The sequence below is a fragment of the Ramlibacter montanisoli genome, assembly GCF_013087525.1.
Lineage (GTDB): Bacteria > Pseudomonadota > Gammaproteobacteria > Burkholderiales > Burkholderiaceae_C > Ramlibacter > Ramlibacter montanisoli.
Genome location: NZ_JABFCS010000002.1, coordinates 261322 through 287677 on the forward strand (window position 1 = coordinate 261322; position 26356 = coordinate 287677).

At 70.0% G+C, this 26356-nt stretch carries 28 protein-coding genes, 1 tRNA gene and 7 pseudogenes; 22 read left to right on the top strand and 14 right to left on the bottom strand.

Features of this window, described 5'->3' with window-relative positions; translation table 11 throughout:
* The first annotated feature begins 108 nt into the window (after positions 1–108).
* From HK415_RS23500 to HK415_RS23510, 4 genes are all read left to right on the top strand, one after another.
* A complete protein-coding gene (locus tag HK415_RS23500) occupies positions 109–1095 on the top strand; it encodes a Bug family tripartite tricarboxylate transporter substrate binding protein (protein ID WP_171563792.1) in 987 nt (328 codons plus the stop codon).
* Positions 1092–1472: a 4-hydroxythreonine-4-phosphate dehydrogenase PdxA gene (locus HK415_RS25775; protein WP_253262387.1), complete on the top strand. Its 381-nt coding sequence runs from the start codon at positions 1092–1094 to the stop codon at positions 1470–1472. The genes HK415_RS23500 and HK415_RS25775 overlap by 4 nt, the downstream gene beginning before the upstream one ends.
* A gap of 17 nt (positions 1473–1489) precedes the next feature.
* Positions 1490–2104: a 4-hydroxythreonine-4-phosphate dehydrogenase PdxA gene (locus HK415_RS25780; RefSeq protein ID WP_253262388.1), complete on the top strand. Its 615-nt coding sequence runs from the start codon at positions 1490–1492 to the stop codon at positions 2102–2104.
* Between the two features lie 170 nt (positions 2105–2274).
* Positions 2275–2754 (top strand): hypothetical protein, encoded by a 480-nt coding sequence (locus HK415_RS23510; RefSeq protein WP_171563793.1) that lies wholly within the window; start codon positions 2275–2277, stop codon positions 2752–2754.
* A gap of 29 nt (positions 2755–2783) precedes the next feature.
* On the opposite strand, the gene HK415_RS23515 is transcribed toward HK415_RS23510, so the two are convergent.
* Together HK415_RS23515 and HK415_RS23520 are read right to left on the bottom strand one after the other, a co-directional pair.
* On the bottom strand, positions 2784–3731 hold the full coding sequence (locus HK415_RS23515; RefSeq protein WP_171563794.1) for a response regulator transcription factor: 948 nt from the start codon (positions 3729–3731) through the stop codon (positions 2784–2786).
* Positions 3728–7180, bottom strand: a pseudogene (locus HK415_RS23520) (hybrid sensor histidine kinase/response regulator). Before HK415_RS23520 ends, HK415_RS23515 begins: the two are co-directional and overlap by 4 nt.
* A gap of 90 nt (positions 7181–7270) precedes the next feature.
* On the opposite strand from HK415_RS23520, the gene HK415_RS23525 reads away from it, so the two are divergent.
* The 9 genes and pseudogenes from HK415_RS23525 to HK415_RS23570 all read left to right on the top strand — a co-directional run bounded on the left by HK415_RS23525 (position 7271) and on the right by HK415_RS23570 (position 12276).
* Entirely contained in the window at positions 7271–7573 is a 303-nt protein-coding gene (locus HK415_RS23525) for an urease subunit gamma (RefSeq protein ID WP_171563795.1), read from the top strand.
* 9 nt (positions 7574–7582) lie between these two features.
* Complete coding sequence (locus HK415_RS23530) at positions 7583–7759, top strand: hypothetical protein (RefSeq protein ID WP_171563796.1); 177 nt, start codon at positions 7583–7585, stop codon at positions 7757–7759.
* 2 nt (positions 7760–7761) lie between these two features.
* Complete coding sequence (locus HK415_RS23535; protein ID WP_171563797.1) at positions 7762–8067, top strand: urease subunit beta; 306 nt, start codon at positions 7762–7764, stop codon at positions 8065–8067.
* Positions 8067–9786: pseudogene (ureC, locus tag HK415_RS23540) on the top strand (urease subunit alpha). Before HK415_RS23535 ends, ureC begins: the two are co-directional and overlap by 1 nt.
* Before the next feature lie 7 nt (positions 9787–9793).
* Positions 9794–10303, top strand: a pseudogene (gene ureE / locus HK415_RS23545) (urease accessory protein UreE); the annotation flags it as partial.
* Positions 10287–10998: pseudogene (locus tag HK415_RS24145) on the top strand (urease accessory protein UreF). The pseudogenes ureE and HK415_RS24145, both read left to right, overlap by 17 nt.
* Positions 10995–11641, top strand: a pseudogene (gene ureG / locus HK415_RS23560) (urease accessory protein UreG). The pseudogenes HK415_RS24145 and ureG overlap by 4 nt, the downstream one beginning before the upstream one ends.
* Positions 11642–11729: 88 nt before the next feature.
* Complete coding sequence (locus HK415_RS23565) at positions 11730–12083, top strand: hypothetical protein (protein WP_171563799.1); 354 nt, start codon at positions 11730–11732, stop codon at positions 12081–12083.
* Positions 12070–12276, top strand: coding sequence for a hypothetical protein (locus tag HK415_RS23570; RefSeq protein ID WP_171563800.1), 207 nt, complete (start codon positions 12070–12072; stop codon positions 12274–12276). Before HK415_RS23565 ends, HK415_RS23570 begins: the two co-directional genes overlap by 14 nt.
* Positions 12277–12342: 66 nt before the next feature.
* Here the strand turns inward: HK415_RS23570 and HK415_RS23575 are convergent, their stop codons facing one another.
* Entirely contained in the window at positions 12343–12531 is a 189-nt protein-coding gene (locus HK415_RS23575) for a hypothetical protein (protein WP_171563801.1), read from the bottom strand.
* Positions 12532–12720: 189 nt separating this feature from the next.
* Here HK415_RS23575 and HK415_RS25980 point away from each other — a divergent pair, with 189 nt between their 5' ends.
* Positions 12721–12939 (top strand): DUF2158 domain-containing protein, encoded by a 219-nt coding sequence (locus HK415_RS25980; protein WP_171563802.1) that lies wholly within the window; start codon positions 12721–12723, stop codon positions 12937–12939.
* Between the two features lie 57 nt (positions 12940–12996).
* Here HK415_RS25980 and HK415_RS25785 read toward each other — a convergent pair whose 3' ends face one another.
* The 4 genes and pseudogenes from HK415_RS25785 to HK415_RS26740 all read right to left on the bottom strand — a co-directional run bounded on the left by HK415_RS25785 (position 12997) and on the right by HK415_RS26740 (position 15878).
* Entirely contained in the window at positions 12997–13647 is a 651-nt protein-coding gene (locus tag HK415_RS25785) for a sensor histidine kinase (protein ID WP_253262389.1), read from the bottom strand.
* 115 nt (positions 13648–13762) lie between these two features.
* Positions 13763–14083, bottom strand: a pseudogene (locus HK415_RS27385) (PAS domain-containing protein); the annotation flags it as partial.
* Positions 14083–14877 (bottom strand): alpha/beta fold hydrolase, encoded by a 795-nt coding sequence (locus tag HK415_RS23595; protein WP_171563805.1) that lies wholly within the window; start codon positions 14875–14877, stop codon positions 14083–14085. The gene HK415_RS23595 and the pseudogene HK415_RS27385, both read right to left, overlap by 1 nt.
* Positions 14877–15878: a response regulator gene (locus HK415_RS26740; protein WP_309246887.1), complete on the bottom strand. Its 1002-nt coding sequence runs from the start codon at positions 15876–15878 to the stop codon at positions 14877–14879. Before HK415_RS26740 ends, HK415_RS23595 begins: the two co-directional genes overlap by 1 nt.
* A gap of 65 nt (positions 15879–15943) precedes the next feature.
* On the opposite strand from HK415_RS26740, the gene HK415_RS23605 reads away from it, so the two are divergent.
* From HK415_RS23605 to HK415_RS25985, 3 genes are read left to right on the top strand one after another with little or no spacing between them, the layout of a single operon-like run.
* Positions 15944–16462 (top strand): hypothetical protein, encoded by a 519-nt coding sequence (locus tag HK415_RS23605; protein ID WP_171563807.1) that lies wholly within the window; start codon positions 15944–15946, stop codon positions 16460–16462.
* Entirely contained in the window at positions 16459–16710 is a 252-nt protein-coding gene (locus HK415_RS23610) for a response regulator (protein WP_171563808.1), read from the top strand. The genes HK415_RS23605 and HK415_RS23610 overlap by 4 nt, the downstream gene beginning before the upstream one ends.
* Positions 16711–16733: 23 nt before the next feature.
* A complete protein-coding gene (locus tag HK415_RS25985) occupies positions 16734–16862 on the top strand; it encodes a hypothetical protein (RefSeq protein WP_256373132.1) in 129 nt (42 codons plus the stop codon).
* A 1-nt stretch (position 16863) separates the two neighbouring features.
* On the opposite strand, the gene HK415_RS23615 is transcribed toward HK415_RS25985, so the two are convergent.
* Positions 16864–17070 carry a DUF2158 domain-containing protein gene (locus tag HK415_RS23615; protein WP_171563809.1) on the bottom strand — a complete coding sequence of 69 codons (207 nt, stop codon included), beginning with the start codon at positions 17068–17070 and terminating at the stop codon, positions 16864–16866.
* A gap of 157 nt (positions 17071–17227) precedes the next feature.
* Positions 17228–17317 (bottom strand) — tRNA-Ser (locus HK415_RS23620).
* A 184-nt stretch (positions 17318–17501) separates the two neighbouring features.
* Between HK415_RS23620 and scpC the strand changes: the two genes are divergently transcribed.
* Positions 17502–18986, top strand: coding sequence for a succinyl-CoA:acetate CoA-transferase ScpC (gene scpC / locus HK415_RS23625; RefSeq protein ID WP_171563810.1), 1485 nt, complete (start codon positions 17502–17504; stop codon positions 18984–18986).
* Between the two features lie 37 nt (positions 18987–19023).
* Here the strand turns inward: scpC and ygiD are convergent, their stop codons facing one another.
* Both ygiD and HK415_RS24150 read right to left on the bottom strand, forming a co-directional pair.
* Complete coding sequence (gene ygiD / locus HK415_RS23630; protein ID WP_216370087.1) at positions 19024–19887, bottom strand: 4,5-DOPA-extradiol-dioxygenase; 864 nt, start codon at positions 19885–19887, stop codon at positions 19024–19026.
* 288 nt (positions 19888–20175) lie between these two features.
* A complete protein-coding gene (locus HK415_RS24150) occupies positions 20176–20448 on the bottom strand; it encodes a hypothetical protein (protein WP_216370088.1) in 273 nt (90 codons plus the stop codon).
* Positions 20449–20684: 236 nt separating this feature from the next.
* Between HK415_RS24150 and ftsH the strand changes: the two genes are divergently transcribed.
* The 4 genes from ftsH (at position 20685) to HK415_RS23645 (ending at position 24309) form a co-directional block, all read left to right on the top strand.
* Positions 20685–21953: an ATP-dependent zinc metalloprotease FtsH gene (gene ftsH, locus HK415_RS24155; RefSeq protein ID WP_216370089.1), complete on the top strand. Its 1269-nt coding sequence runs from the start codon at positions 20685–20687 to the stop codon at positions 21951–21953.
* A gap of 85 nt (positions 21954–22038) precedes the next feature.
* The gene (locus tag HK415_RS25795) at positions 22039–22395 is read left to right on the top strand and encodes a hypothetical protein (protein WP_253262391.1); all 357 of its coding nucleotides are present in this window, start codon (positions 22039–22041) and stop codon (positions 22393–22395) included.
* Positions 22392–23384: a 3-deoxy-D-arabino-heptulosonate 7-phosphate synthase gene (locus HK415_RS23640; RefSeq protein WP_253262392.1), complete on the top strand. Its 993-nt coding sequence runs from the start codon at positions 22392–22394 to the stop codon at positions 23382–23384. Before HK415_RS25795 ends, HK415_RS23640 begins: the two co-directional genes overlap by 4 nt.
* Before the next feature lie 139 nt (positions 23385–23523).
* Positions 23524–24309, top strand: a complete 786-nt coding sequence (locus HK415_RS23645; RefSeq protein WP_309246889.1) for a DMT family transporter — start codon at positions 23524–23526, stop codon at positions 24307–24309.
* Here HK415_RS23645 and HK415_RS25800 read toward each other — a convergent pair.
* The 3 genes and pseudogenes from HK415_RS25800 to HK415_RS23655 form a co-directional block, all read right to left on the bottom strand.
* A complete protein-coding gene (locus tag HK415_RS25800; protein ID WP_309246890.1) occupies positions 24294–24650 on the bottom strand; it encodes an enolase C-terminal domain-like protein in 357 nt (118 codons plus the stop codon). The two genes, HK415_RS23645 and HK415_RS25800, sit on opposite strands and share 16 nt — an antisense overlap.
* A gap of 61 nt (positions 24651–24711) precedes the next feature.
* Positions 24712–25404, bottom strand: a pseudogene (locus HK415_RS25805) (enolase C-terminal domain-like protein); the annotation flags it as partial.
* On the bottom strand, positions 25397–26323 hold the full coding sequence (locus HK415_RS23655; protein WP_171563811.1) for a ketopantoate reductase family protein: 927 nt from the start codon (positions 26321–26323) through the stop codon (positions 25397–25399). The gene HK415_RS23655 and the pseudogene HK415_RS25805, both read right to left, overlap by 8 nt.
* Positions 26324–26356: the final 33 nt, after the last annotated feature.

The following is a 26356-nucleotide window of genomic DNA, read 5'->3' on the forward strand; positions in this document are numbered from 1 at the left end:
ATATACAAAATGGCATGGCTCCTTCCACGAATTTCATTGGCGAGGAATGGCTGCAGCCCGTACCCTGGGTTCCAGACGGGCAATCCGACCCGGCCCAGGAGACATCCCATGGCATTCCCCACCCGGCGCCGACTGGCGCTCAGCCTGGCCGCACTCGGCCTCGCCTTCGCCGCCGCACCGGCCTTCGCGCAAGCCTGGCCGGACAAGCCGCTGCGCATCATGGTCGGGGCCTCGCCCGGCGGCGGCACCGACATCCTGGCGCGCATGCTGGCCGAGAAGTTCGCCGCCGACCTCAAGCAGTCGGTGGTGGTGGAGAACCGGCCCGGCGCCTCCAACACCATCGCCGCGGAAATGACCGCCAAGGCCACGGCCGACGGCACCACGCTGCTGCTGGCGACGAACACCGCGCAGGCGATCGCGCCGCACCTGCTGAAGCTGAAGTTCGACCCGCTCAAGGACCTGCAGCCGATCGGCCTGGTGGCCGTGATGCCCAACGTGCTGGTGGTGTCCTCCTCTTCACCGTACAAGTCGGTGAAGGACGTGATGGCCGCGATGGCCGACAAGCCGGGCCAGCTGAAGTACGCCTCCTCGGGCATCGGCAGCACGCAGCACGTCGCGGGCGAAGCCTTCAACCTGGCCACCAACACCAAGGCGATCCACGTTCCCTACAAGGGGAGCTCGCAGGCGCACGTGGACATCATCGGCGGCGACGTCACCATGATGTTCGACTCCACCTCCTCCGCCATGGGCCAGATCAAGGGCGGCAAGTTCCGCGCGCTGGCCGTGATGTCCGACAGGCGCGCCGCCGAGATCCCCGACGTGCCGACCATGTCCGAAGCGGGCGTGAAGGGCATCGACGTGCAGACCTGGTACGGCCTCTACGTGACCGCGGGCACGCCCAGGCCGGTGGTGGACGCGCTGACGGCGGAACTGGTGCGGGTGCTCAAGCTGCCCGACGTGCAGGCGCGCATCAAGGGCATGGGCGGCGACGTGGGCACGCTCACCGCCGACGGCTTCGCCGAGATGAACCGGCAGGAGTTCGAGCGCTTCCGCAAGCTGGTGAAGGACGCCAACATCAAGGCGGACGGCCAATGAACGCTGGATCCAGGCCCCGCATCGCCGTGCTGCTCGGCGACCCGGCGGGCGTCGGCCCCGAGATGGGCGTGAAGCTGCTGGCCCGCGCGCAGAACGCGGCGGCCGCCGACCTGCTGCTGATCGCGCCGCCTTCGGTGGTGGCCAGCGGCGAGCGCATCGCCAAGGCGAAGCTGGACGTGCTGCGCCTGGGCCCGCGCGATGCGCTGCGCTTCGAGCCGGGGCGCATCACCTATCTCGTGCAGGACGAGCCGGCCGGCGGCGTGCCGCCGCTGGGCGAATGCAGCGAGGCCGCGGGCCAGGCGGCGCTGCACGCGCTGGCCACGGCCACCACGCTGGCGCGCGATGGCGCCGTTCAGGGCATCGTGTTCGCCCCCTGAACAAGCATTCCCTGCGCATGGCGGGCATGACCGAGGAGGACGAGCTGCGCTTCATGCAGGGCCTGTTCGACGTGCGCGGCTTCACCTGCGAATTCAACATCACCGGCAATCTCTGGACCTCGCGGGTGACTTCGCACGTGCCGCTGCGCGAAGTTGCAGGCCTGATCACGCAGGAGGCCGTGAGCGACGCCGTGCACATCATCGACCGCGCGCTGCGCCGCTCGGGCGTCGTGCGGCCGCGCATCGCGGTGTCGGGCCTGAACCCGCATGCCGGCGACGGCGGCTCGATCGGCCGCGAGGAGATCGAGATCATCGCCCCGGCGGTGGAGCGCCTCAAGCGCGACGGGCTGGAGGCCAGCGGCCCCTGGTCGCCCGACACCGTGTTCATCGCGGCGCGGCGCGGCGACTTCGACGCCGTGGTGTCCATGTACCACGACCAGGGCCAGATCGCGATGAAGCTGATGGGGTTCGAGCGCGGGGTGACGCTGCACGGCGGCCTGCCGGTGCCGGTGGCGACCTCGGCCAGCGGCAGCGCCTTTGACATCGCCGGCCGGGGAGTCGCGGGCATCGACGGCCTGCAGCATGCCTTCGACCTGTGCGTGCGCATCGCTTCGCAGGGTCCCGCGACTTAGCACGCGTACCAGAACCCGCGCGCCGGCGGAACCCGGTACGCCCCGTTTCGTCGCTGCGCAGAGACACCGCACCTTCGCGTTGTCACGCGCCTGCGACAAAGCGTCACCGTTACATGCCAAGTGTGTGGAAGTGCGCAGCCGCCGGGCGTTCCGCTTCCTACACTGCCCGCATGAATGAGCTCCTCGAGCATCCGGACGAACTTCAGCGCATGCATGCGGTGGCGACACCGGCGGCGCGGCTGCGCGTGATCAAGCAGCGGTTGGCCGGCACGCACGGCGAGACGGGATCGACCCGCCTCGTGACCGTGGTGTCCGCGGTGGAAGCGCTGGCGCGCTCGCTGGTGGTCCATTCAGCGGGGCGGCCTTCCAGCACCGCGGAGATGCGCCACCGCCAGTTCCGCACCAGCGGGCCGGTGGAACTGGTGGAGGAAGTGCTGCGGCTGCGCGGCGCGAAGTCCGGCCTGGAGCATTTCGACCGCGACGCCTGGGAACTGTTCGAGGTGGCCACGCGCTACCGCGACCTGATCGTGCACGAGTGCACCTCCATCGGCCCGGACCGGCATCCGCACCTGATCGCGGCGACGGAAGCCGTGCTGCGCGGGCTGGTCGAACTGGCCGGCCTGGAGGCGCGGCCCAAGGCCGTCGGCTGAGCGCAGCGTCGCTGCTGCGCGTCGGTGCCCTAGCCCTCGAACTGCGGATGCAGCTGCCGGATGCGGTTCATCGCCATGCCGGCGGCCGCCGTGCGCGTCTCCACCCCCAGCTTCACGAAGATGCGCTCCAGGTGCTTCTTCACCGTCGCCGGGCTGGCGCCCAGGATGTCGGCGATGTCGCGGTTGATCTTTCCCTTGACCACCCAGTACAGCACCTCGGCTTCGCGCGCGGTGAGCTTGAAGGCCAGGCTCATGGACTCGATGATGGCGGCGTCGGACACCTCGCGCATCACGATCAGCCAGTCGTCGTCGCCGGTCTGCCGGTGCAGGCGGATCGACAGGCGCCGGGCGCCGAGTTCGGCCGACAGGCGCGGCGGCTCGATCTGCCGCTCGGCCTCCGCCAGGTGCCGGCGCAGCCACTGCAGGATGGCCGGAGGCGTGTCCGGTGCGCTGGTGCCGTAATAGGTGTGTAGCAGCTCGCGCGCCAGCGGGGTCTGCCACATCAGGCGGCCGTCGCTCGCGCGCACCGCGATGCTGGCGTAGCCGAAGGCGTCCAGCGCGTTGCGGGTCTGGCGCGCGAGGCGCGCGCCCTGCAAATGCACGCCCATGCGCGCCAGCACTTCCTTGGGCTTGATCGGCTTGGTCACGTAGTCCACGCCGCCGGCATCGAGCGCGGCGACCAGGTGCTCGGTTTCCGTGAGCCCGGTCATGAAGATGATCGGGATGTGCGCCGTCTGCGCTTCCGCCTTCAGGCGCTTGGCGACCTCGAAGCCGTCCAGCCCCGGCATCATCGCGTCGAGCAGCACGATGTCGGGCACCGCCTGCGCCGCGCGCAGCAGCGCCGCCTCGCCGCTGGTGGCCACCAGCACGGTGTAGCCGGATTCGTCCAGCGCGTCGTGCAGCACCGACAGGTTGTCCGGCACGTCGTCCACCACCAGCACCACGTCGCTCTCGCTTCGGTCCAGCATCGTCTTCATCGTATCGCTCCTTCCGGCTGCGCGCCCGCGAGCGCACGGCTGATCGCCTCGAACTGGAACTGCCGCGCAAGCTCGCGCATCGCGGCCGTGAAGGCACCGCACTCCGGCTGCGCGGCGTCGATCGCGTCCAGCTGGTTGAGGATGCCGCGGTAGTAACCGAGCTGCACCGCGCTGCGCAGCGGCGCCAGCAGCTCGGGGTCGGGCCAGCTCCATTGCGCGGCCGGGACCTTTTCCGGCGCGGCCGGCGGCCGCGGCTCCTGCAGCCAGCTCAGCCCCAGCTGCCGCTCCAGCCAGTCCAGCAGTTCGCCGTGCCGCACCGGCTTGAGGATGAAGTCCTCGGGCCGCACGCCTGCATCGTTGTCCAGCCCCTTGTCGAAGGCGTTGGCCGACACCACCGCCACCTTCGCGCGCAGGTGGGGCAGCCGGCGCAGGCGCCGGATCGTTTCCCAGCCGTCGATGCCGGGCATGGCCAGGTCCACCAGCACCGCATCCGGCTGCAGGCCGGCGGCCAGCAGGTCGAGCGCGTCGTGGCCGCTGGCGGCGGTGCGCAGCTCGAAGCCCAGCGGCTCCAGCAGTGCCACCAGCAGTTCGCGGTCCGCTTCCTCGTTGTCCACCACCAGGATCCGGCGGCGCGGGCCTTCGTAGCCGCGGCGCAGCTTCTGCACCGGCTGCACCGGCAGCAGGGCCCCATTCACCTCGGGCAGGAACAGGCGCACCTTGAACACGGAGCCCGCGCCCGGCATGCTGCGCGCGCACAGCTCGCCGCCCATCAGGTCGGTCAGCATCTTGGCGATGGTGAGCCCCAGGCCCGCGCCGGGGGCGGAGTGGCTGGCGCTGTTGCCGCGCGCGAAGGGCTCGAACACCTGCGCCAGTTCCTGCGCGCTCATGCCGGGGCCGGTGTCCTCCACCTCCACCACCGCCATCTCGCGGGCGTGCTTCACGCGGAATACCACCTGCCCGGCGGACGTGAACTTGATCGCGTTGCCCAGCAGGTTGATCAGGATCTGCCGCACCCGCTGCTCGTCGGCGCGCACCACCTCCGGCAGGTTGCCCTCCGCCTCGAAGCGGAAGGCCAGGCCCTTGGCCGCCGCCTGCAGCTCGAACAGGCTGGCGAGTTCGTGCACGAAGTCGGCGAACGCCATGGGCTTCACGTTCAGCGTCAGCTTGCCCGACTCGATGCGTGCGATGTCCAGCGTGCCCTCGATCAGCGACAGCAGGTGCTCGCCGCCGCGCCGGATCACGTGCACGCCGTGCTTGCGGTGCGCGGGGATGGAGGCGTCTTCCCCATCAGCTGCGCGTAGCCCAGGATGCTGTTCAGGGGCGTGCGCAGCTCGTGGCTGATCGCGCTGATGTAGCGGCTCTTGGCGTGGTTGGCCTGTTCGGCGGCATGGCGCGCCTGCTCCGCCGCCAGCCTGGCCTGCTGCAGCGCCTCGTCGGTCTGGCGGTGCGACTCGATCTCGCGCAGCAGCAGGTGGGACTGCCGGTTCGATTCCTCCTGCGCCACCTGCCGGCTCTTGTGCGCCAGCACCAGCCACCAGGACACGATGCCGGCCACCAGCAGCAGCGCCAGGTAAGCCTTGAGGAAGGTCGCGCGCAATGCGTCCACGGCGACGTGCTGCGCCGACTGCAGTTCCTGGTGGTACAGCAGCCCGAACAGCGCGGCCAGCAGCGGCGCGATCACCAGCATCAGCAGCAGGAAGTGGCCCAGGCCGGTGTCGAGGTAGGGCCACACCTTGCGCGGCAGCAGCGCGCGCAGGGCGCCGGACCACTGCGCCGACAGGCTGGCGTGCGGCTTGCACAGGTCGCCGCAGCGCGCATCGAGCGTGCAGCACAGGGAACAGATCGGCCCCTGGTAGGCGGGGCAATGCGCCATGTCCGGGCCTTCGTACTGCCGCTCGCAGATCACGCAGCGGCGATCGGCCAGGCGCTGGTAGCTGCCTTCGGGCGCGCGGGCGATGTAGTAGCGGCCACGCGTGCCCCAGGCGATCAGGGGCGCGGCGACGAAGGCCACGCCCATCGCGATCAGCGCGGAGAAGGCCTGCGCGGTGGCGCCGAACACACCCAGGTAGGCGGAGATCGAGAGCGCGGAGGCCAGCGCCATCGCGCCCACGCCCACCGGGTTGATGTCGTACAGATAGGCCCGCTTGAACTCGATGCCCTTGGGCGACAGGCCCAGCGGCTTGTTCACCACCAGGTCGGCCACCACCGCCATCATCCAGGCGATCGCGATGTTGGAGTACAGCCCCAGCACCTCGCCCAGGGCCTGGAACACGTTCATCTCCATCAGCATGAAGGCGATCAGCGTGTTGAACACCACCCACACCACGCGGCCCGGGTGGCTGTGCGTCAGGCGCGAGAAGAAGTTGGACCAGGCCAGCGAGCCCGCATAGGCATTGGTGACGTTGATCTTCAGCTGCGAGATCACCACGAACAGCGCGGTCGCGGCCACCGCCCACCCGTAGTTCGGGAAGACGTATTCGTAGGCCGCCAGGTACATCTGGTTCGGGTCGACCGCGCGGTCCACCGGCACCATGTGGCGGATGGCCAGGTAGGCGAGCAGGGCGCCGCCCAGCATCTTGGCCACCCCAGAACGACCCAGCCCGGACCGCCCGCGAGCACGCCCGCCCACCACGCGACCCGGTTGCGCGCGGTGCGTGCCGGCATGAAGCGCAGGTAGTCGGCCTGTTCGCCCATCTGCGTGATCAGCGCGATGCCTACCGTCAGCGCGGCACCAAACAAGTGCAGGTCGAAGCCCGCACCGCGCGCCTTCTCACCGGCATAGTGCGTGACCCCGGCGAACGCACCAGGATCGCGCACCAGCACGTAGACGAAGGGCACCACCAGCATCACCAGCCAGATCGGTTGCGTCCAGACCTGCAGCCGGCTGATGGCGGAGACGCCGTGCGTGACCAGCGGGATCACCACGATCGCGCACACCAGGTAGCCCCAGCTCGGGGGATGCCCAGCGCCAGCTCCAGCGCATAGGCCATCACCGCCGCTTCCAGCGCGAAGAAGATGAAGGTGAAGGAGGCGTAGATCAGCGAGGTGAGCGTGGAGCCGATGTAGCCGAAGCCGGCGCCGCGCGTGAGCAGGTCCATGTCCACGCCGTAGCGGGCGGCGTAGATGCTGATCGGCAGGCCGGCCAGGAAGATGATCAGCCCGGTGGCCAGGATCGCCCAGAAGGCATTGAGGAAGCCGTACTGCACCAGCAGCGTCGCGCCCACCGCCTCGAGGATCAGGAAGGATGCGGCGCCGAAGGCGGTGTTGGCCACCCGCCAGGTGGACCACTTGCGGAAGCGCTGCGGCGTGTAGCGCAGCGCGTAGTCCTCCATGGTCTCGCTGGCCACCCAGTTGTTGTAGTCGCGGCGCACCTTCACCACGCGTTGCGGTGCGTCGTGCTGGTGCGCGGGGAGGATGGGGATGGTGGGGCCCACGGCACGTAGGTGCATCTTCCGTGCCCGTCTTCCTCCCTCCCCCTCCGGGGAGGGCTGGGGTGGGGGCGCTGCCGGGCACGAGGGTTGCAATAAGATCCCCCGACCATGGAACTCACGCCCCGCGAAAAGGACAAGCTGCTGCTGTTCACCGCCGCCCTGCTGGCGGAGCGCCGCAAGGCGCGGGGCCTGAAGCTCAATTACCCGGAAGCGATGGCGCTGATCTCCGCCGCCGTGATGGAGGGCGCGCGCGACGGCAAGTCGGTCGCGCAGCTGATGAGCGAAGGCCGCGGCGTGTTGACCCGGGCCGACGTCATGGACGGCATCGCCGAGATGATCCCCGAGATCCAGGTGGAAGCCACCTTTCCCGACGGCACGAAGCTCGTGACCGTGCACCAGCCCATCGTCTGAGGACACCCCATGCGCCTGCTGCCCGCCGCCCTCGCCGCCTCGCTCTCCGCGTTCGCCACCGGCGCCCATGCGCATGCCGGCCACGGCGCCGCGCAGGACTGGCACTGGCATGCCACCGACACCTCCGGCTTCCTGATGGTCGTGGTGCTGGCCGGCCTGGCCTTGTGGCTGTCGCGCGGCGAATGAGCATGACGCCCGGCGAACTGCTCACCGATCCCGGCGACCACGCGCTCAACGCGGGACGGCGCACGCTGGTCGTGGTGGTGCAGAACACCGCGGATCGCCCGATCCAGGTCGGCTCGCACTACCACTTCGCCGAAACCAACGGGGCGCTGCAGTTCGACCGCAAGGCGGCGCAGGGCATGCGGCTGAACATCGCCTCGGGCACCGCCGTGCGTTTCGAGCCCGGCCAGCAGCGCACCGTCGAACTCGTGGACTACGCGGGCGACCGCAAGGTGTTCGGCTTCCGCGGCCTCGTGCAAGGAAAGGTCTGATGGCCACCATCCCCCGCCGCGCCTACGCGGAAATGTTCGGCCCCACCAAGGGCGACCGCGTGCGCCTGGCCGACACCGAGCTGGTGATCGAGGTCGAGGACGACTACACGCTGCGCGCCGGCGGCTACGGCGAGGAAGCGAAGTTCGGCGGCGGCAAGACCATCCGCGACGGCATGGCGCAGTCGCAGCGCACCAACGCGCAGGGCGCCATGGACACCGTGCTGACCAACGCGCTGATCCTCGACCACTGGGGCATCGTCAAGGCCGACATCGGCCTGAAGGGCGGGCGCATCGAGGCGATCGGCAAGGCCGGCAACCCCGACACGCAGCCCGGCGTCGACATCGTCATCGGCCCAGGCACCGAGATCATCAGCTGCGAAGGCGCGATCGTCACCGCCGGCGGCATCGACTCGCACATCCACTTCATCTGCCCGCAGCAGATCGAGGAGGCGCTGGCCTCCGGCGTCACCACCATGTTCGGCGGCGGCACCGGCCCGGCCACGGGCACCTTCGCCACCACCTGCACGCCCGGTCCCTGGAACATCGAGCGCATGCTGCAGGCGGCCGACGCCTTCCCGATGAACCTGGGCTTCATGGGCAAGGGCAACGCGAGCCTGCCGCAGGCGCTGCACGAGCAGGTCGAGGCCGGCGTGATCGGGCTGAAGCTGCACGAGGACTGGGGCACCACGCCCGCGGCCATCAGCAACTGCCTGGACGTGGCCGACCAGCTGGACATCCAGGTGGCGATCCACTCCGACACGCTCAACGAATCGGGCTTCGTCGAGAACACCATCGCCGCCACCAAGGGGCGAGGCTTGTGCGCGTTCCACACCGAAGGCGCCGGCGGCGGCCATGCGCCCGACATCCTGCGGGTGGTGGGCGAGGCGAACTTCCTGCCCTCGTCGACCAACCCGACGATGCCCTACACGGTCAACACGCTCGACGAGCACGTCGACATGCTGATGGTGTGCCACCACCTGGACCCCGCCATCCCCGAGGACCTGGCCTTCGCCGAGAGCCGCATCCGCAAGGAGACGATCGCCGCCGAGGACATCCTGCACGACCTGGGCGCGATCAGCATGTTCTCCTCCGACTCGCAGGCCATGGGCCGGGTGGGCGAGGTGATCCTGCGCTGCTGGCAGACCGCCCACAAGATGAAGCTGCAGCGGGGCAAGCTGCCCGGCGACAGCGAGCGCCACGACAACTTCCGCGCCAAGCGCTACATCGCCAAGCTCACCATCAATCCGGCCATCGCGCATGGCATCAGCCACGAAGTGGGCAGCATCGCCCCCGGCAAGTGGGCCGACCTGGTGGTGTGGAAGCCCGCCTTCTTCGGCGTCAAGCCGGCGCTGATCCTCAAGGGCGGCTTCATCGCCATGGCGGCCATGGGCGACGCCAACGCCTCGATCCCGACCCCGCAGCCGGTGCACTACCGGCCGATGTTCGGCAGCTACGGCGGCGCGCTGCACCGCAGCTCCATCACCTTCCTCTCCCAGGCGGGCATGGCCGCGGGCGTGAAGGAGAAGTTCGGCCTGCAGAAGACCGTGAGCGCCGTGAAGGACATCCGGCGCATCCGCAAGCAGCACCTGGGTGCACAACGACTACCTGCCGAAGATGGAGATCGACCCGCAGACCTACGCCGTGCGCGCGGACGGGCAGCTCCTCACCTGCGACCCGGCGACGGTGCTGCCGATGGCGCAGCGCTACTTCCTGTTTTAATTCCCGGATGCTCAACGTCTCCAAGATCCTGCCGGGCGGGCAGGGGCTGGCCCCCGCCCTCCTCAAGCGCGCCGCCACCGTCGAACTGGACTGGGACGTGCGCCAGAAGAGCCGCTTCGAGGCCACCGATTCGCACGGCCGCCAGCTCGGCGTGTTCCTGCCGCGCGGCATCGTGGTGCGCGGCGGCGACGTGCTGGTGGCCGAGGACGGCTCCATGGTGCGCGTGCTGGCGGCGCCGCAGCCGGTGCTGGTGGTCACGCATTGCAGCGCGCACGGCAGCGCCTTCGACCTGATGCGCGCGGCCTACCACCTGGGCAACCGGCACGTCGCGATCGAGCTGAAGCCCGACCACCTGAAGATCGAACCCGACCACGTGCTGGCCGACATGCTGCGCGCCATGCACCTGACCGTGCGCGAGGCGCAGGAAGCCTTCGAACCCGAAGGCGGTGCCTACGGCGCGCAGGCCTCGCACGCGCACCACGGCCACGCGCACCACGGCCATGAGCACCACGGGCACTGACACGGCGCTGCTGCAGCTGATGTGGCTGGCTTCGCCCGCCCTGCCGGTGGGCGGCTTCTCCTATTCGGAGGGTCTGGAGGCGGCGGTGGAGGCCCGGCTCGTGCACGACGAGCAGAGCGCAGGCGACTGGCTGGTGCAGCAGCTGCATGCGAGCCTGGCAAGGGCGGACCTGGCGGTGGTGGCGGCGGCGGTGGAGGCCGAGCGTGACGGGAATGGCGAGCGCGTGCAGCAGCTCGACCAGTGGGTGCGGCGGACGCGGGAGAGCAGCGAGCTGCGGCAGCAGGTGGAGCAGATGGGACGGTCGCTGTTCGAGTGGATGCGTTCCGTAGGCTGGGGTGACGAAGGAACCCCGCGTTGCGCGGCAGCGCTGGGGTTCGCCTGGCGGCTCACCACCAGCCTACGTACCCTGTCTCCTTCGCGCTCGCTGCTTCCACGACCACCGCCACCCCCGCGAAATCGCCCTCACCTACGCCTTCTCCTGGTCCGAGAACATGGTCCAGGCCGCCATCAAGGCCGTGCCGCTGGGCCAGTCCTCCGGCCAGCGCATCCTCGCCCGCCTCGCCGCCGACATTCCGGCGGCCGTCGACCACGCGCTCGCGCTCGACGACGACACGCGCCAGTCCTTCACGCCCATGCTGGCCATCCTGTCGGCGCAGCACGAAACCCAGTACTCCCGCCTGTTCCGATCATGAGCAACCTGCACCACATTCCCGGCCGAACGAAGAAACTGCCGCCCCTGCGCGTGGGCATCGGCGGCCCCGTGGGTTCGGGCAAGACGACGCTGCTGGAGATGCTGTGCAAGGCCATGCGGGACCGCTACGACCTGGTCGCCATCACCAACGACATCTACACCAAGGAAGACCAGCGGCTGCTGACCGTCAGCGGCGCGCTGCCGGCCGAACGCATCATGGGCGTGGAGACCGGCGGCTGCCCGCACACCGCGATCCGCGAGGATGCCTCGATCAACCTGGAGGCGATCGACCGCATGCTGGAGGACTTCCCCGATGCCGACGTGGTGTTCGTGGAGTCCGGCGGCGACAACCTCGCGGCCACCTTCAGCCCGGAGCTGTCGGACCTGACGATCTACGTGATCGACGTGGCTGCCGGCGAGAAGATCCCGCGCAAGGGCGGCCCCGGCATCACCAAGAGCGACCTGTTCGTCATCAACAAGACCGACCTGGCCCCTACGTGGGCGCCGACCTGGGCGTGATGGAAGCGGACACCCGCCGCATGCGCCGCGACAAGCGCTACGTCATGACCAACCTGAAGACGCAGGACGGCCTGCAGGAAGTGGTGGACTTCATCGAGACCCGGGGCATGCTGCAACGGCCCTGAATGGGTGTGGGGGGTAGTCAGCAGATGTAACGTCAACGGGGCGCCGTCCTACAGCCGCGCCAGCCGGTTCGCCGTACTTTCGCAGCCCATGGAACTGCTGAAAGATGCGCCGCCCGGCTACGAGGCCATCGCCAAGGCCTTCGCCATGGCGCAGCTCTTGCCAACGACGCACCAGCTGGGCGTGCAGATCGGCCTGGTGTACGACGGCGTGCTGTTCGCGCGCTGCCGGCTGGACGGCAGCCGCCAGGTCTCCTTCCTCTCCGAGCACCTGCGCGAGCTGGGCTGGCGCGAGCACCTGCTGGGCGGCGACGACGAGATGTTCGGCTGCGACATGCTGTTCTCGCACCCGGCAGACCCCGCCGTGCAGGACGACGACCCCTCCTTCATCCGCAAGCCGGCCGTCGAGTTGTGGCCGGCCGGGACCGCACATGCCGAACGCTAGTCCCGGGCTGGAGCAGGAGGGCGAGCTGCCGCCGCCGGGCAGCCGCTGGGGGGCCGGCGCGGGCAGCGTGCTGCCCTACCTGAGCCGGTCGCTCCAGGCCAGGCCCGCCAGCGCCCACGACACGAGCGAAGCCGGGGCCCACGACGAACAGCAAGCACCGGGGCAGGAGCACCCCAGCGCCTCGGCCGGCTGAGCCGCGCAGGAGCAGGAAAGAAAAAAGCGGCCCGCGGGCCGCTTTCTGCGTTGCGCGGGGACGGGCTCAGTTCGGGCCGGTGCGGCGCTTGCCGCCGGAATTGCTCGCGCGGCGCTGCTCCCACTCACGCATCTGCTTCATGGCGGACTCCGAGCCCTGCCCGGCGTGGCCTTCCTGAGGTTGCTGCTGCTGGATGCTGCCGTCGTTCAACGGCTGGCCATCCTCGGGCAACAACTGTTCTTGCTGCTGGGACATCGCTTGCCTTCAAAATACTTGGCGCAATGATCCGGCGGGCCGGTCTAGTCATCTGTAGGACGGTTCCAGCATCGGCTATGAGAACAGGCTGAGTCCCCCTGGACACCGCGGGAAAACTTCGCACCCGGAAATTTGTGTCCGCCCATGGCTGAGCAACGGGAGCGACGCACATGCGATGATAATCGCGCCGTGACAGAACAAGGCATCAAGATCGGCGACCTGGTTTCGCTGCGTACCGGCGGGCCGACCATGTCCGTGCAGGCGCGGTCGCAGAACCTTGCCTACTGCGCCTGGAACCGGGACGGCCGCGTCCACTACGGCACCTTCGACGTGGGAAGCCTGCGGCTGGTGGAGGACGGCGGCGGCGCCAGACCCGGCGTCGCCGACGACGGCGTCTCCTGCGGCTGAATCGCTAGCGGCCCGGCAGGTCCAGCGTGAAGGCCGTGCCCGCCTCGGCGCTGGAGCTCACCTCCACCCGCCCCCGTGCGCGCGCACGATCTCGCGCACGATGTAGAGCCCCAGCCCCACGCCCTGCACCGCACCCGCCTCGCTGCCCCGCACCATCGGTTCGAACAGCCGCGGCAGCAGTTCGGGCGGGATCGGCTTGCCCCCGTTGTGCACGGTGATGCGGAAGCGCTCGCCGTCGCATTCGCTGCGCACGGTGATCGGCAGCTCGCGCGCGCCGTGGGTGGCGGCGTTGGCGACCAGGTTGCCGATCGCCTGCACGATGCGGTTGGCGTCGGCCATGCAGCTGCTGTCGCCCATGCGCTCATGCCGCAGCGTGTGGTCGCCAAAGGCCACCGCGAGTTCCGCCACGCCGTCGGCGATCGCCTGGTGCAGGTCCACGCTCTCCTTGCGCACGCTCAGGCCCGCGCCCAGGCGCGCCTGGGTGAAATCGAGCAGGTCGGCGATCAGGTGCTGCACGCGCTGCACCGCGCGGCCCACGCGCGCGACCACGGCCTTCTGCTGCTCCGGCGGCACCCCGCGTTCCAGCAGCATGGTGCTCATGTGGATCACCGACAGCGGGTTGCGGATGTCGTGGCTGACCATCCCCACCAGCTGCTCGGCGAACTGCGCACGGTCCTCCGCCTCGCTGCGGGCGGCGTCCAGCTCCATCTGCGCGCGCGTTCTCCGCGGCCAGCTGCTCCAGGCGCTGGCGCTGCAGCAGGAGCTCGCGCTCGTACTTGTGGCGGTCCTCGGCGAAGAACACGGCCATGTGCAGCAGCGTGGCGTCCTGCCAGGGCCGCTCGGCGATGTTCACCATCACCGGGATCGTGCCGCCGTCGTGGCGGCGCAGCTCCAGCTTCACTTCCGCCACCGAGGACTGCAGGCGCAGCAGCGGCTGCAGGTGGGTCTGCCAGAAGATGCGCCCGCCCATGGTCAGCAGCTCGTGCAGCCGCAGCTTGCCGACCAGGTCGTCGCAATCGAACCCGAGCAGGCGGCACAGCGTGGCATTGGCCTGGAGGATGCGGCCGTCGGCCGCGGCCAGCAGCAGCCCGCAGGGCGCCTCTTCGTACAGCGCATCCGCCGCCGGCAGCGGGGCGGCGGCCACTAGAGGCCGTGGAGGAACTGTTCGATCGCGGCGACGCTGGCGCTCGGCGCGCTCAGGTGCGGACAGTGCCCCACGTTCTCGATCACGTGCAAGGTGCAGTTCGGTACCGTCCTGCGCATGTACTCGCCCACCGCCAGCGGCGCGATCAGGTCCTCGCTGCATTGCAGGACGAGGGTCGGCGCCTGCAGCCTGGGCAGGTCCGCGCGGTGGTCGGACAGGAAGGTGACGCGGGCGAACTGCTTGGCGATCTCGGGGTCGGTGCGGCAGAAGCTGTTGGTCAGCTCCTGCGCCAGCTCCGGCTGCCCGGGCGCGCCCATGATCGCGGGCGCCATGTTGCTGGACCAGCCCAGGTAGTTGCTCTCCAGCGTTTCCAGCAGCGAATCGATGTCGGCGCGCTCGAAGCCGCCCACGTAGTCGCCGTCGTTGATGTAGCAGGGAGAGGGCCCGACCATCACCTGCGCGAGGAAGTGGTCCGGCGAACGCAGGTTGGCCAGCATGCCGATCATCGCGCTCACCGAGTGGCCCACGCAGATCGCCGGCGCTTGGGTCACCTCCGCCAGCACCTCGCACAGGTCGGCGGCATAGCCATCCAGCGTGGCGTACTTCTGGCGGTCGTAGGCGGCCAGGTCCGAGCGGCCGCTGCCCACCAGGTCCATCAGGATGCAGGTATGGCTCTCGGCGAAATGCGGGGCGAGGAAGCGCCACATCGACTGGTCGCAGCCGAAGCCGTGCACGAACACCATCGGCGGCCCCTTGCCGCTGACTTGCACGTTGTTGCGGGCGAGGACAGACATCAGGCGGGCTCGGCTTCCTGCACGCGCCCGGGGAAGGCCTGCAGGTAGGCCCGCAGTTCACCGAATTCCGCCTTGGAGATCACGCGGTCCGCACCCAGGCGCAGGCAGCGCTCGCGCACCACCGGCGTCACGAAGTCGCTGAACACCAGCACCGATCCGGCCGTGGGCTCGCGGTGGCAGCGGCTCACCAGGGTGAAGCCCGAGCCCTCGCCCAGCAGCAGGTCCATGATCGCGAGGTCCCACTCGCCCTTGTGGCGCATCAGCCAGTCGGTGGCCGCGGTCTCGGTGGCGGCCGTGCCGACCAGCTCGAAGCCGCCGACCGATGCGAGAACGTCGCGCATGAGGTCCTGCATGGACCTCACATCTTCGACCAGGAATACGCGTACTGCCATCAGGACCTCCGGAAACCGCGAGCACCAACCGCTGCGGCATGTCGGCCACAGTGAAGGAAGGAAGCGGCGCATTCTGTCTGATGCCGGCCGGCCTGCGTGTAGGAGGCCTCCGACTTTTCCGACTGCGGCTTCATGCGCACGCGTCCTACAGCCTGCGTGCGACCGCGTGGCTGTAATGCGGCATTCTCCGCAGTCCACGAGGGCATGGAGAAAGGCAAGGACTTTCAGGAAGGGCGCGGCTGCGCGGGTCAGGCGGGACGCTCGCCCTTGCGTGTGCTTTCCGCAGGAGTGTCGGTGGGGCGGCGACGTTGCAGCTCGATGTCCCTGCGAAGGAGGTCTTGGCGCACGTGGAGTGGCAACGACTCGTCCGTCCAACGCCCCGCGATCTCGCCCATCGACGGGGACCCTTCCTGTGGCTGGTGATCGCTGCGGCTGCTGTTCACTCGCGCACGCTACGGCGCCATGCAAGAGCTGGCTGTCGGCTTGTGTCCTGGTGCCGCGTCGGACATTTCTCACACTTCGCCCTCTTCCCGGCCGTTGCGTGCCTGCATCGGCCGTGCCGGCCAGCGGCCCTGGAGGGGCCACCCGTCGCGCACATGCCATTAACATGGCGCGCCGAGGTCCTGAGGTATGACCATTGGCCCTGTCGTGACGCCCCGCAATTTCATGTCCGCGTGATCGTGCAAGCCACTTCGAGTTTTCTCCGGCGGCTGTTCGGCCGCCGCGTGCCACTCTGGCTGGACGAGCCGCGCACGGACTACCGGAGCCTGGACATCCCGAGTCGCGCCGACGAGAGCGTCGCGAACGAGTACGCGCGCGTCGTCTTGAACGTGCTTCGCAGCTGGGGCGTGACGGAGGGCTGCGCCGAAGTCGATGTGCACCAGATGGGCGAGAGGAAGGACGGGCGAAAAGTCTACGTGGCCGCCGTCCGCATCGTGTCGTGGGAACGCAGGCCCGGCCTTCGCCTCCTGCTTGGCCTGCCGCTGCTGGAGCGAAAGATCCGGCGCACGCTGCAGGCGCACTGGGTTGCGGAGGTCAGTCATTTCGCCGGCACATGGCTGCACGCGACCGACCGCGTGAACGACTTGGGCGCACAGTCGGATCTGCGACCGCTGCTGATCACGCTCACCCAGGAGAGGGAGCCGGGAGCGACGGACGACGCAGGTCCTCATCGGTTCGGAGCGAAGAGATGACGATCCGCGTCTTCCTGGTCGAGGACCTGCCGGCCATGAGGGAACTGCTGGTCGATCTTTTCACCTCGATCGGCAACTACCAGGTCGTCGGAACTTCATCCACGGAAGCCGAGGCGAACCTGTGGATCGACGAGTTCCCGCGCAAATGGGACCTTCTCATCGTCGACCTGATCCTGGCCGAGGGCAGCGGGCTCGGTGTGGTGCGCGCGCGCGCCTGCGGCGCAAGGACGGGGCTGTCGTCGTGCTGAGTGCCTATGGTTCACCGGGGATCGTGAATCATCTGCGGGCCAACGGCGTCGCCGCCGTCTTCGACAAGGCCGACACGCAGGCGTTCATTGCCTGGCTGGACAAGTATTCGAAGGAATGGAACGAGCGGCAGCAGGCCGGCGGCGCTTCCTGAGCTACGGCCTGCCCTCGGCTTCATTCTTCTCTGCTTCGGCGGGAACCAGCGTCGACAAGGCAAAGGTTCCCTGTCGGCGAACGTCGCCCGACAGCCATTCGCAGTAGGCCTGGTCGCCCGAAACCGCCCGGATCACCATCCGGGGACCCCCACTCCTGAGCACCACGGTCATGCCTGAACCGAGTGCCTTGTTGTCCTGATCGCACATCGAAGCACATGCTATGTGCGCTGGTTGCCGGAAGTGAGCTGTTACCGCGGTTCCGTTGGTTTTGGGCGAGTCGCTCGCCGGCAGATGCTGCGGCTCACCGGGTTGCAGGCACACCTTCGGGCGCTGGGGGCGGCCGGGCTATCGCGCGTGGCCCCAATGGCGGAAGCGGTGAGATTCGAACTCACGGATGTCTTGCGACATCGCCGGTTTTCAAGACCGGTGCATTCAACCGCTCTGCCACGCTTCCGGAGGATGGGCGATTCTAAGGCCGCCCCCAAGATGCGCGGCAGTTGATCTTTCGCAGCCGCGCGCGCCGGCCGGCCTCCAGGGCGGCCCGCCGCCGACATAGACTTTGGCTTTCCCTTCGGAACCAGAACAAGTTGCTGTCCCCTGCCTCCCGCGTCCTGCATCCCGGCCTGCGCCAGAAGATCATGTCCGCCGAACAGGCGGCCGCCCTCATCCACCACGGCGACCACGTGGGCATGAGCGGCTTCACCGGCTCGGGCTATCCCAAGGCCGTGCCACCCGCGCTCGCCCGCCACATCGAAGCCGCCAACCAGGGCGGCCAGACCTTCCGCATCGGCGTGTGGACCGGCGCATCGACCGCGCCCGAACTCGATGGCGCGCTGGCCAAGGTCGGCGGCATCGAGATGCGCCTGCCCTACCAGTCCGACCCCACCTGCCGCGCCCGCATCAATGCCGGCGAGATGGAGTACGTGGACATCCACCTGTCGCACGTCGCGCAGTTCGTCTGGTTCGGCTTCCTCGGCAAGCTCAATGTCGCCGTGGTGGAAGTCGCCGGCATCCGCGAGGACGGGCGCCTCATTCCCGCTTCCTCCCTGGGCAACAACAAGACCTGGCTGGACCTGGCCGACAAGGTGATCCTGGAGGTGAACAGCCAGCATCCGCTGGAGCTGGAGGGCATGCACGACATCTACTACGGCACCGCCCTGCCGCCGAACCGGCGTCCCATCCCCGTGCTGCATCCGAGCAGCCGCATCGGCGAGCGCTACCTGCACGTCGATCCGGACAAGGTGGTGGCGGTCGTGGAGACCCACCTGCCCGACCGGCACACCGCCTTCACGCCGCCGGACGAGGCATCGAACCGCATCGCCGGCCACATCCTCGAATTCCTCGAACACGAGATCCGCATCGGCCGGCTGCCACCCTCGCTGCTGCCGCTGCAGTCCGGCGTGGGCAACACCACCAACGCGGTGCTCGCCGGCCTGGACCGCGGCAAGTACCGCAACCTCACCGCCTACACCGAGGTGCTGCAGGACGGCATGCTGGAGATGCTCCGCTCCGGCACCCTGGCCTTCGCCTCGGCGACCGCGCTCTCGCTCAGCCCCGGCGGCTACCGCGAGTTCATCGAGCACCTGGATTTCTACCGCCAGCGCATCGTGCTGCGGCCGCAGGAGATCTCCAACCACCCGGAAGTGATCCGGCGGCTGGGCATCATCTCCATGAACGGGATGATCGAGGCCGACATCTACGGCAACGTCAACTCCACGCACGTGATGGGCACGCGCATCATGAACGGCATCGGCGGCTCGGGCGACTTCGCGCGCAACGCCTACCTGTCGATCTTCATGACGGCGTCCACCGCGAAGGACGGCGCGATCTCCTGCATCGTGCCCATGGCCAGCCACGTGGACCACACCGAGCACGACGTGCAGGTGATCGTCACCGAGCAGGGCCTGGCCGACCTGCGCGGCCTGGCACCGCGCCAACGCAGCAAGCTGCTGATCGAGCGCTGCGCGCACCCCGCTTACCGCGATGCGCTGACCGACTACGTGGAGCGCGCGCAGGCTTCGGGCCGCGCCGGCCGCGGCGGGTTGCACACGCCGCACCTGCTGCAGGAGGCGCTGGCCTGGCACCAGCGCTACGAGGACACGGGGCGCATGCTGCCGGGGTGACGCGGATGTCGCGGTTCGGCTGCGCGCTCACCACGACCTACATGTTCGTCTGTTCCGGCGGCACGCGCCGCGGATCGGGCATGCTGCCGGCGCCGTCGGCATCCTCGTGCACGGACTTGCGCGGGGCGCCGCCGAGGAGGTAGCTCGTCATGGTCAGCGAACCCATGGTCCCGCCCTCGATGAAGGGCACGGCCGGCTCGCTGGCCGCCCGGCAGAGGCCGGCCAGGTAGGCCAGCGGCAGGAAGTGCTCCGGCGTCGGCACCGACATCGCGTAGTCGGGATGCGCCTCCACTTGCGGCAGCGCGCCGGGATCGGTGGTCATCACCCGCCGCACTTCGCCATCGAAGCGCTCGCCCCAGTCGAAGGCGCCCTCGCGGCCGCGGTCCAGCACGCGCAGGTTGTGCACCACGTTGCCGCTGCCGATGATGAAGATGCCGCGATCGCGCAGCGGCGCGAGGCGTGCGCCCAGGTCCACGTGGTACGCCATGCCCTGCGCGCCGTGCAGCGACAGCTGCAGCACCGGGATGTCCGCGCGCGGGAACACGTGCGCCAGCACGGACCAAGTGCCGTGGTCCAGGCCCCAGCTGTCCTCGTCGAGGCCGACGAAGGCCGGCTGCACCACCTCGGCCACCTCGCGCGCCACTTCGGGCGAGCCCGGCGCCGGGTAGTCGAAGGCGAACAGCTCGCGCGGAAAGCCGTAGAAGTCGTGGATCACGCGCGGCTGCCGCATCGCCGTGACCGCGCTGCCGTTGATGAACCAGTGCGCGGAGACGCACAGGATCGCGCGCGGCCGCGGCATGGACTGCCCGAGCGCGCGCCAGGCAGCGGTGAAGCGGTTGTCCTCGAGCGTGTTCATGGGGCTGCCGTGGCCCACGAATGCTGCCGGCATGCGGTCGGTCATGGCCCCACTCTAATCCCGCCGGCCCACGGCCGGGCGCGCCGCCCCCGGATGAGCGGGTTGCGGGCATGATGAAGCCATGAACGGCTATCCCCCTCCGGCCAACCCACCGAAGCCGGCCGTGCCCGGCAAGACCGGCATGCCGCCCCGCAAGGTCTGGGCCCTGTTCCTCGGCGTGCTGCTGGTGAACTGGCTGGTGTCGACGCTGCTGTTTCCCGGCGGCGACGCGCCGCTGACCGTGCCCTACACCGTGTTCCGCGAGGAGGCCGGCAAGGGCAACGTGCTGGCGATCTACAGCCGCAACACCAGCATCGAAGGCCGCTTCAAGGCGCCGGTCACCTGGCCGTCCGCCGAGGAAGCCAGGCAGCCGCCGGCCGCGCGCGCGCAGCACCGGCCCGCGTCGCGCACGGCCAGCACCTTCACCACCGAGCTGCCGGCCTTCTTCGACCGCGACCTCGAGAGCTTCCTGATCGCCAACGACGTCGAGATCAGCGCCGTGCCGATCCAGCAGGGCAGCGGCTGGGCCACGCTGCTGTTCGGCTTCGGCCCGGCCCTGCTGATCATCGCCTTCTACGTCTGGATGTACCGGCGCGCGGCCGGACAGGGCGGCGGCATGGGCGGCGGCATCTTCGGCATCGGCAAGAGCAAGGCGAAGCGCTACGACGCCGAGAAGGACCAGCGCGTGACCTTCGAGGACGTCGCAGGCATCGACGAGGCGGAGGCCGAGCTGGTGGAGATCGTCGACTTCCTCAAGTCGCCGCAGAAAGTACACCCGGCTGGGCGGCACCGCGCCCAAGGGCGTGCTGCTGATCGGCTCGCCGGGCACGGGCAAGACGCTGCTGGCGCGCGCGGTCGCGGGAGAGGCGGGCGTGCCCTTCTTCTCGATGAGCGCCTCCGAGTTCGTCGAGATGATCGTGGGCGTGGGCGCCGCGCGCGTGCGCGACCTGTTCAAGCAGGCGCGCGAGAACGCCCCGGCCATCATCTTCATCGACGAGATCGACGCGATCGGCCGCGCCCGCGGGCAGATGGCGATCAGCGGCGGCTCCAGCGAGCAGGAGCAGACGCTGCAGCAGATCCTGACCGAGATGGACGGCTTCACCGGCCGCGAAGGCATCATCCTGCTGGCCGCCACCAACCAGCCCGACGTGCTGGACCGCGCGCTGCTGCGGCCGGGGCGCTTCGACCGGCGGGTGGTGGTGAACCTGCCGGACAAGGTCGGCCGCAAGGCCATCCTCGGCGTGCACGTGCGCAAGGTGCCGCTGGCGCCCGACGTGAGCCTGGAGGAACTGGCGCAGACCACGCCCGGATTCTCCGGCGCGGACCTGAAGAACCTGGTCAACGAGGCGGCGCTGCTGGCGGCGCGGCGGGAAGAGGACGCGGTGACGCAGAAGGACTTCCTCGACTCGCTGGAAAAGATCGTGCTGGGACCCGAGCGCCCGCTGCTGCTGGGCCCCGACGACCGCGAGCGCATCGCCTACCACGAGAGTGGCCACGCCATCCTCGGCCTCGTGGTCGCCGGCGCGGACCCGGTGCACCGCGTGACCATCGTGCCGCGCGGGCAGGCACTGGGCGTGACCTACCAGCGGCCGCAGACCGACCGCTACAACTACCCCGAGGCCTACCTGCGCGCCCGCATCATCGGCATGCTGGGAGGGCGGGCCGCCGAGGAAGTGGTGTACGGCACCAAGACCACCGGCGCCGAGAACGACATCGAGCAGGCCACCAACATGGCGCGCAACATGGTCACGCGCTGGGGCATGAGCGACGCCGTCGGCATGGTGCAGCTGGCGCCGCCGCACAACGCCTACCTGGGAACCTCGGGCAGCTTCGCGGGCGACAAGCCCTTCAGCGAGCAGACCGCCAGCCTGATCGACTCCGAAGTGCAGCGCATCATCAACGAGTGCCACGAGCAGGCCAAGCGCCTGCTGCTGCAGCACCGCGCCTCGCTCGACGCGCTGGTGCGCGCCCTGCTGGAACGCGAGACGCTGTCGGAACAGGAGATCCTGGACGCCACCGGCCTGCCGCAAGCCCCGGACCTGCACAGCCGGCCCCTGCACGTCCAGCCCTGACCCGCCGAGCCGTTTCTCCCTCCCCCGGGGAGGGCCGGGGTGGGCGCGCTGCGTGGCACCCTCGCCCGCAGGCCATACTTTCCTCGTGGCTTCCCTCACCCCGCTCCTGCTGCAAGCCCTGCGCGACGCCCCGCGCCGCTACCGCCTGCCCTCCCTCCCCGCCGACGCCGGCACGGCGCTCGCAGCCGGCACCGACACCGCGCTGGCCTTCGCCATCGAGTCCGTGCGACGCGCCGTCGCATCCCGCCACGCCGCAGCACCCGAACTCGCGGACCTCTTCATCACCGCACTGGCCCACCTGATCGCGCTGTCGCTGTCCCCGAGCGCGGCGACCCCGCTTTCCAGGCCCTGGTGCTGCAGGCGGATGAACCGCAGCTGCGGGAGTACCTGCAGCTGGCCGCTGCAGCGCCCGCCGACCGCCGCACCGTTCGCGCCGCGGTGAACGCCATCGCCCACCCCGGAAAGACGCGCGAGCTGCCGGCCGGTCCGCTGCGCGATGCGCTCGCGGCGCTGCACCAGCTGGCAGGCGAGGAACACTGGGCCGCACTGGAACCCGCCGCCCGCGGCCTGCTGTCGCTGTCCCCGGCGCTGCAGGATTCCATGCAGGCGATCGTCGCCAGCCCCGGGCGCGCACGGCTGCAACGCCTCGCCGCATTGCAAAAGGCCGCCCCGGTCCAGCGCTACCTGGCGCTGTGCGGCCGGCGCGGCCCCCTTGCGGGCAGCGACGCGGCGGCTGCGCAGGGCCGCGCCTCCGCGCGCGAAGGAAACCGCGCCGAAGCCGTGGGCACCGAAGCCTTCGCGCGCATCGCCACGCTGCTGGACGCGCGCGCGCCCGGCGCCGCCTTCCGCGCGGTCGCCGGCCTGCGCACCCCGCCCGGCTTTCCGGGCAGCGCCGCCAAGGCCAAGGACGAATGGGACGTCGCGCTCGTGCACGGCAGCGAGCTCGTGCTGCTGGCCGAAGTGAAGGCCTCGCCGGCCGCCGCCACCTCGGACCTGCCCCGGCTGTTGCGCGGACTGGAGCGCCTCGCGCACGCGCAGGCCGAGGCGGTCTACGAGTTCGCTTCGCCCCAAGGCGCCGTGGCGCTGCGCGGCGACACGCTGCGCGCCCTGCGGCCGCAGGGCCGCGCGCTGCCGCCGCAGGTGTTCTATTGCTGCGACGCGCCGCCGGAAGCGCAGCCGCCGGTGCTGTCGGCGGCGGCCAAGGCGGTGCTGCTCGCCGAGCCGGCCAGCATCGCCTTCGCGCAGGGTGTGCTTGCCGGTGCCACGCCGGCTCCTGCGACCTTGCTGCCGGCCTGGCAGGACCTGCCGCATGCGCCGCGCCTGCACGCCACGCTGCACCAGTACGACACGGCATGCGCGGCGCGCGAGGCGATGCTGCATCCCGACGACCTGCTGGCCGCGGTGCAGGCGCGCCTGTCGCCAACGGGCTGAGCTCCCCACCGGCGGCACGCCACAATGGCGCTCCTCGCATGCACGCCCGCCACTTCCTCCAGCTCGTCTTCCTGTCCGCCGTCTGGGGGCGTCCTTCCCGCTGATCCGCATCGCGGCGCCCGCCTTCGGGCCGCTGCCGCTGGCCTGCCTGCGCTGCGCGCTGGCCGCGGTGGTGCTCACGATCCTGATGCGTGCCACGCGCCAGCAATGGCCCGCGCGGACGCACTGGCGCGCGATCACCCTGCTGAGCGTGCTGACGGTGGTCGCGCCCTTCGTGCTGTTCAACGGTGCCGGCCTGGTGCTGCCCTCCGGCTATTCCGCCGTGCTCAATGCCACCGCGCCGCTGTTCGGCGTGGTCGCCGGCGCCATGTTCGCGCAGGAGCGGCTGACGATGCGCAAGCTGGTGGGCTGCGCGGTGGGCCTGGGCGGGGTCGCGCTGCTGGTGCGGCTGGGACCGGTGGAGCCCGACTGGCGGGTGGTGCTGGCGGTGCTCGCCTGCGTGACGGCCTCGGCCAGCTACGGCTTCGGCGCCATCCTGATGAAGCGCGCGACCATGGCGCACCAGCCGCTGCCCGCCTCCGCTGCCGTGCACATCGCAGGCGCGCTGGTGCTGCTGCTGCCCGCCGCGGTGGCCGCGCCCTCGGTGGTGGTTCGCACCGACGCGCTGATCGCGCTGGCGGTGCTGGGCACCTTCACCTCCGGCTTCATGTACCTGATCAGCATGCGGCTGATGCGCGAGATCCCGGCGAGCGCGGCGACCTCCTCGGCCTTCCTGATCCCGATGTTCGGCGTGACCTGGGGCGGCCTGTTCCTCGGCGAGCCCTTCACCGCCGGCATGATCCCCGGCGTCGCGCTGGTGCTGCTGGCCTGCGCGCTGGTGACCGGCTTCAATCCCTTCCGGCTGTTCGCTCAGGGAATGCGGTAGCGGGCGACCGCCTCCGGGTTCCACGCGAGGCCGGTGCCGGGCTTCTCGCTGGTCGGCCAGCAGCCGTCGACGATCTTCACCGGCTCCTGCGCGATCGCATCGGTCCAGTCCACGTACTCCAGCCAGTGGCAGGTGGGCGTGGCGGCCAGCAGGTGCGCGCTGACCTCCGGCATCAGGTGCGAGCTCATGGGAATGCCGTGCGCTTCCGCGACGCCGGCCGCCTGCATCCAGCCGGTGACGCCGCCGATGCGCGCCACGTCGGGCATCACCAGGTCGCAGGCCTGCGCCTGCAGGGCGCGCAGCAGGTCCTTGGGGCCGTCGAAGTTCTCGCCGATCTGCAGGGGGCAGCTGCAGCTCGCGCGCGATCTCGGTGTGGCCGGGCAGGTCGTCGTGGCGGATCGGCTCTTCCAGCCAGGCGACGCCTTCCGATTGCAGGGCGCGCCCGCGCTCCACGGCCTCCACGCGCGAGAGCGCCTGGTTGTAGTCCACCATCAGCTGCACGTTCGCCGGCAGGCGGGCGCGCACGGCACGCGTGACCGCCAGGTCTTCCGCCAGCGTCGCGTAGCCCAGGCGCAGCTTCACCGCGCGCATGCCGCCCTCGAGCAGCGCTTCGGCTTCGTCGGCCGCCGCCTGCGGGCTCATCAGGCCCAAGCCGCAGGAGTTGTATGCGCGCACCGGCCGCGGTGCGGCACCCAGCAGGGAGGCGAGCGGCACGCCGGCGGCCACCGCCAGCGCATCCCACAGCGCCATGTCGAAGGCCGACAGCGCCATGCGCACGATGCCGGTCACGCCGATCAGCGCGAAGCGCCGCTGCAGCCGCGCCGCCATGGCCACCGGCGCGATGCGCTCGCCGTGCACGATCCCGGCGGCGTCGGCCACGATGTCGGCGATCGGCTTCGCCCCGCTGCGGCGGTAGCAGAAGACGTAGGAGCGTCCCGTCACGCCCTGCTCCGTCTGCACCTCCACCAGCAGCAGCGGCGCCGCCTTGACGGTGGCGGCGCTGGTGCCCAGCACATAGCGCAGCGGTACCTCCACCGCCGTGCAGGTGACGCCCCGCAGGCGCAGGTCGGACATCGTCGTCGGCAGTTCAGGCATGGGGGCCTCCCTCGGCGTGCAAGGCCAGGATGTCGTGGATGGCGCGGTTCAGCGGCGTGGGCACGCCCTTGGCCTGGCCGAGTTCCACCACGCCGCCGGCCAGCCAGCGCACCTCCAGCCGGTTGCCGCGCTCCAGGTCGTGGTGCATGGAGGAGGTCATGTCGGGCGACACGTTGTCCGCGCGCTCCATCGCGGCACGGTCCGCGAAGTCTTCCGGCAGGTCCACGCCCTGCGCGCGGCCGACGGCCACCACTTCGCGCATCACGTCGAGCAGGAAGGCGCGGGTCTGCGGGTTGGAGCGGATCGGGCCGATGGTCTTGCGCATGGTGGTGGTCGTGCCCGAGAGGCCGACCAGGAACACGAACTTCTGCCAGATCTCGCGCTGGATGTGCTCCGACAGTTCGGCCTTGATGCCGCCGGCCAGGCAGGCGGCCAGCAGGGCCTCGCCGCGCGGCGAACGCGAACCGTCGAACTCGCCGAAGATCAGCCGCTGCATGGGCCCGGTCTGGCGGATCACGCCGGGCGCCTCGATCGTGGTGGCCACGTAGCCCACGCCACCCATGATCTGGCGCGCATCGAAGGCCGCGCGCAGGGTCTGGTCCTTCAGCACGCCGTTCTGGAAGGAGATGAGGGTGGTGCGCGGGCCGACGATGGGCCGCAGCTGCTCGATCGCCTGCTGCGTGTCCCACAGCTTCACGCACAGCAGCACGACGTCGGCCTCGCCGATGTCGGCGGGCCGATCCGTCACCTTCACGTCCTTCACGTGCAGCGGCTCGGGCCCTTCGATGCGCAGGCCCTGGCTGCGCATGGCTTCCAGGTGCTTGCCGCGGGCGACGAAGTGCACGTCCGCCCCGCCCTGGGCCAGGCGCGCGCCGAAGTAGCCGCCCAGCCCGCCCGAACCCATGATCGCGATGCGCATGTCCTTGCTCCTTGTCCTCGTCGTTCGCGCGCC

Excerpts from the sequence above, each read along its gene's own strand:
- HK415_RS23500 (WP_171563792.1), top strand. The coding sequence starts at position 109 with ATGGCATTCCCCACCCGGCGCCGACTGGCGCTCAGCCTGGCCGCACTC.
- HK415_RS25775 (WP_253262387.1), top strand. The coding sequence starts at position 1,092 with ATGAACGCTGGATCCAGGCCCCGCATCGCCGTGCTGCTCGGCGACCCG.
- HK415_RS25780 (WP_253262388.1), top strand. The coding sequence starts at position 1,490 with ATGGCGGGCATGACCGAGGAGGACGAGCTGCGCTTCATGCAGGGCCTG.
- HK415_RS23510 (WP_171563793.1), top strand. The coding sequence starts at position 2,275 with ATGAATGAGCTCCTCGAGCATCCGGACGAACTTCAGCGCATGCATGCG.
- HK415_RS23515 (WP_171563794.1), bottom strand. The coding sequence starts at position 3,731 with ATGAAGACGATGCTGGACCGAAGCGAGAGCGACGTGGTGCTGGTGGTG.
- HK415_RS23525 (WP_171563795.1), top strand. The coding sequence starts at position 7,271 with ATGGAACTCACGCCCCGCGAAAAGGACAAGCTGCTGCTGTTCACCGCC.
- HK415_RS23530 (WP_171563796.1), top strand. The coding sequence starts at position 7,583 with ATGCGCCTGCTGCCCGCCGCCCTCGCCGCCTCGCTCTCCGCGTTCGCC.
- HK415_RS23535 (WP_171563797.1), top strand. The coding sequence starts at position 7,762 with ATGACGCCCGGCGAACTGCTCACCGATCCCGGCGACCACGCGCTCAAC.
- HK415_RS23565 (WP_171563799.1), top strand. The coding sequence starts at position 11,730 with ATGGAACTGCTGAAAGATGCGCCGCCCGGCTACGAGGCCATCGCCAAG.
- HK415_RS23570 (WP_171563800.1), top strand. The coding sequence starts at position 12,070 with ATGCCGAACGCTAGTCCCGGGCTGGAGCAGGAGGGCGAGCTGCCGCCG.
- HK415_RS23575 (WP_171563801.1), bottom strand. The coding sequence starts at position 12,531 with ATGTCCCAGCAGCAAGAACAGTTGTTGCCCGAGGATGGCCAGCCGTTG.
- HK415_RS25785 (WP_253262389.1), bottom strand. The coding sequence starts at position 13,647 with ATGGAGCTGGACGCCGCCCGCAGCGAGGCGGAGGACCGTGCGCAGTTC.
- HK415_RS23595 (WP_171563805.1), bottom strand. The coding sequence starts at position 14,877 with ATGTCTGTCCTCGCCCGCAACAACGTGCAAGTCAGCGGCAAGGGGCCG.
- HK415_RS26740 (WP_309246887.1), bottom strand. The coding sequence starts at position 15,878 with ATGTTAATGGCATGTGCGCGACGGGTGGCCCCTCCAGGGCCGCTGGCC.
- HK415_RS23610 (WP_171563808.1), top strand. The coding sequence starts at position 16,459 with ATGACGATCCGCGTCTTCCTGGTCGAGGACCTGCCGGCCATGAGGGAA.
- HK415_RS23615 (WP_171563809.1), bottom strand. The coding sequence starts at position 17,070 with ATGTGCGATCAGGACAACAAGGCACTCGGTTCAGGCATGACCGTGGTG.
- scpC (WP_171563810.1), top strand. The coding sequence starts at position 17,502 with ATGTCCGCCGAACAGGCGGCCGCCCTCATCCACCACGGCGACCACGTG.
- ygiD (WP_216370087.1), bottom strand. The coding sequence starts at position 19,887 with ATGACCGACCGCATGCCGGCAGCATTCGTGGGCCACGGCAGCCCCATG.
- HK415_RS24150 (WP_216370088.1), bottom strand. The coding sequence starts at position 20,448 with ATGATCAGCAGGGCCGGGCCGAAGCCGAACAGCAGCGTGGCCCAGCCG.
- HK415_RS23655 (WP_171563811.1), bottom strand. The coding sequence starts at position 26,323 with ATGCGCATCGCGATCATGGGTTCGGGCGGGCTGGGCGGCTACTTCGGC.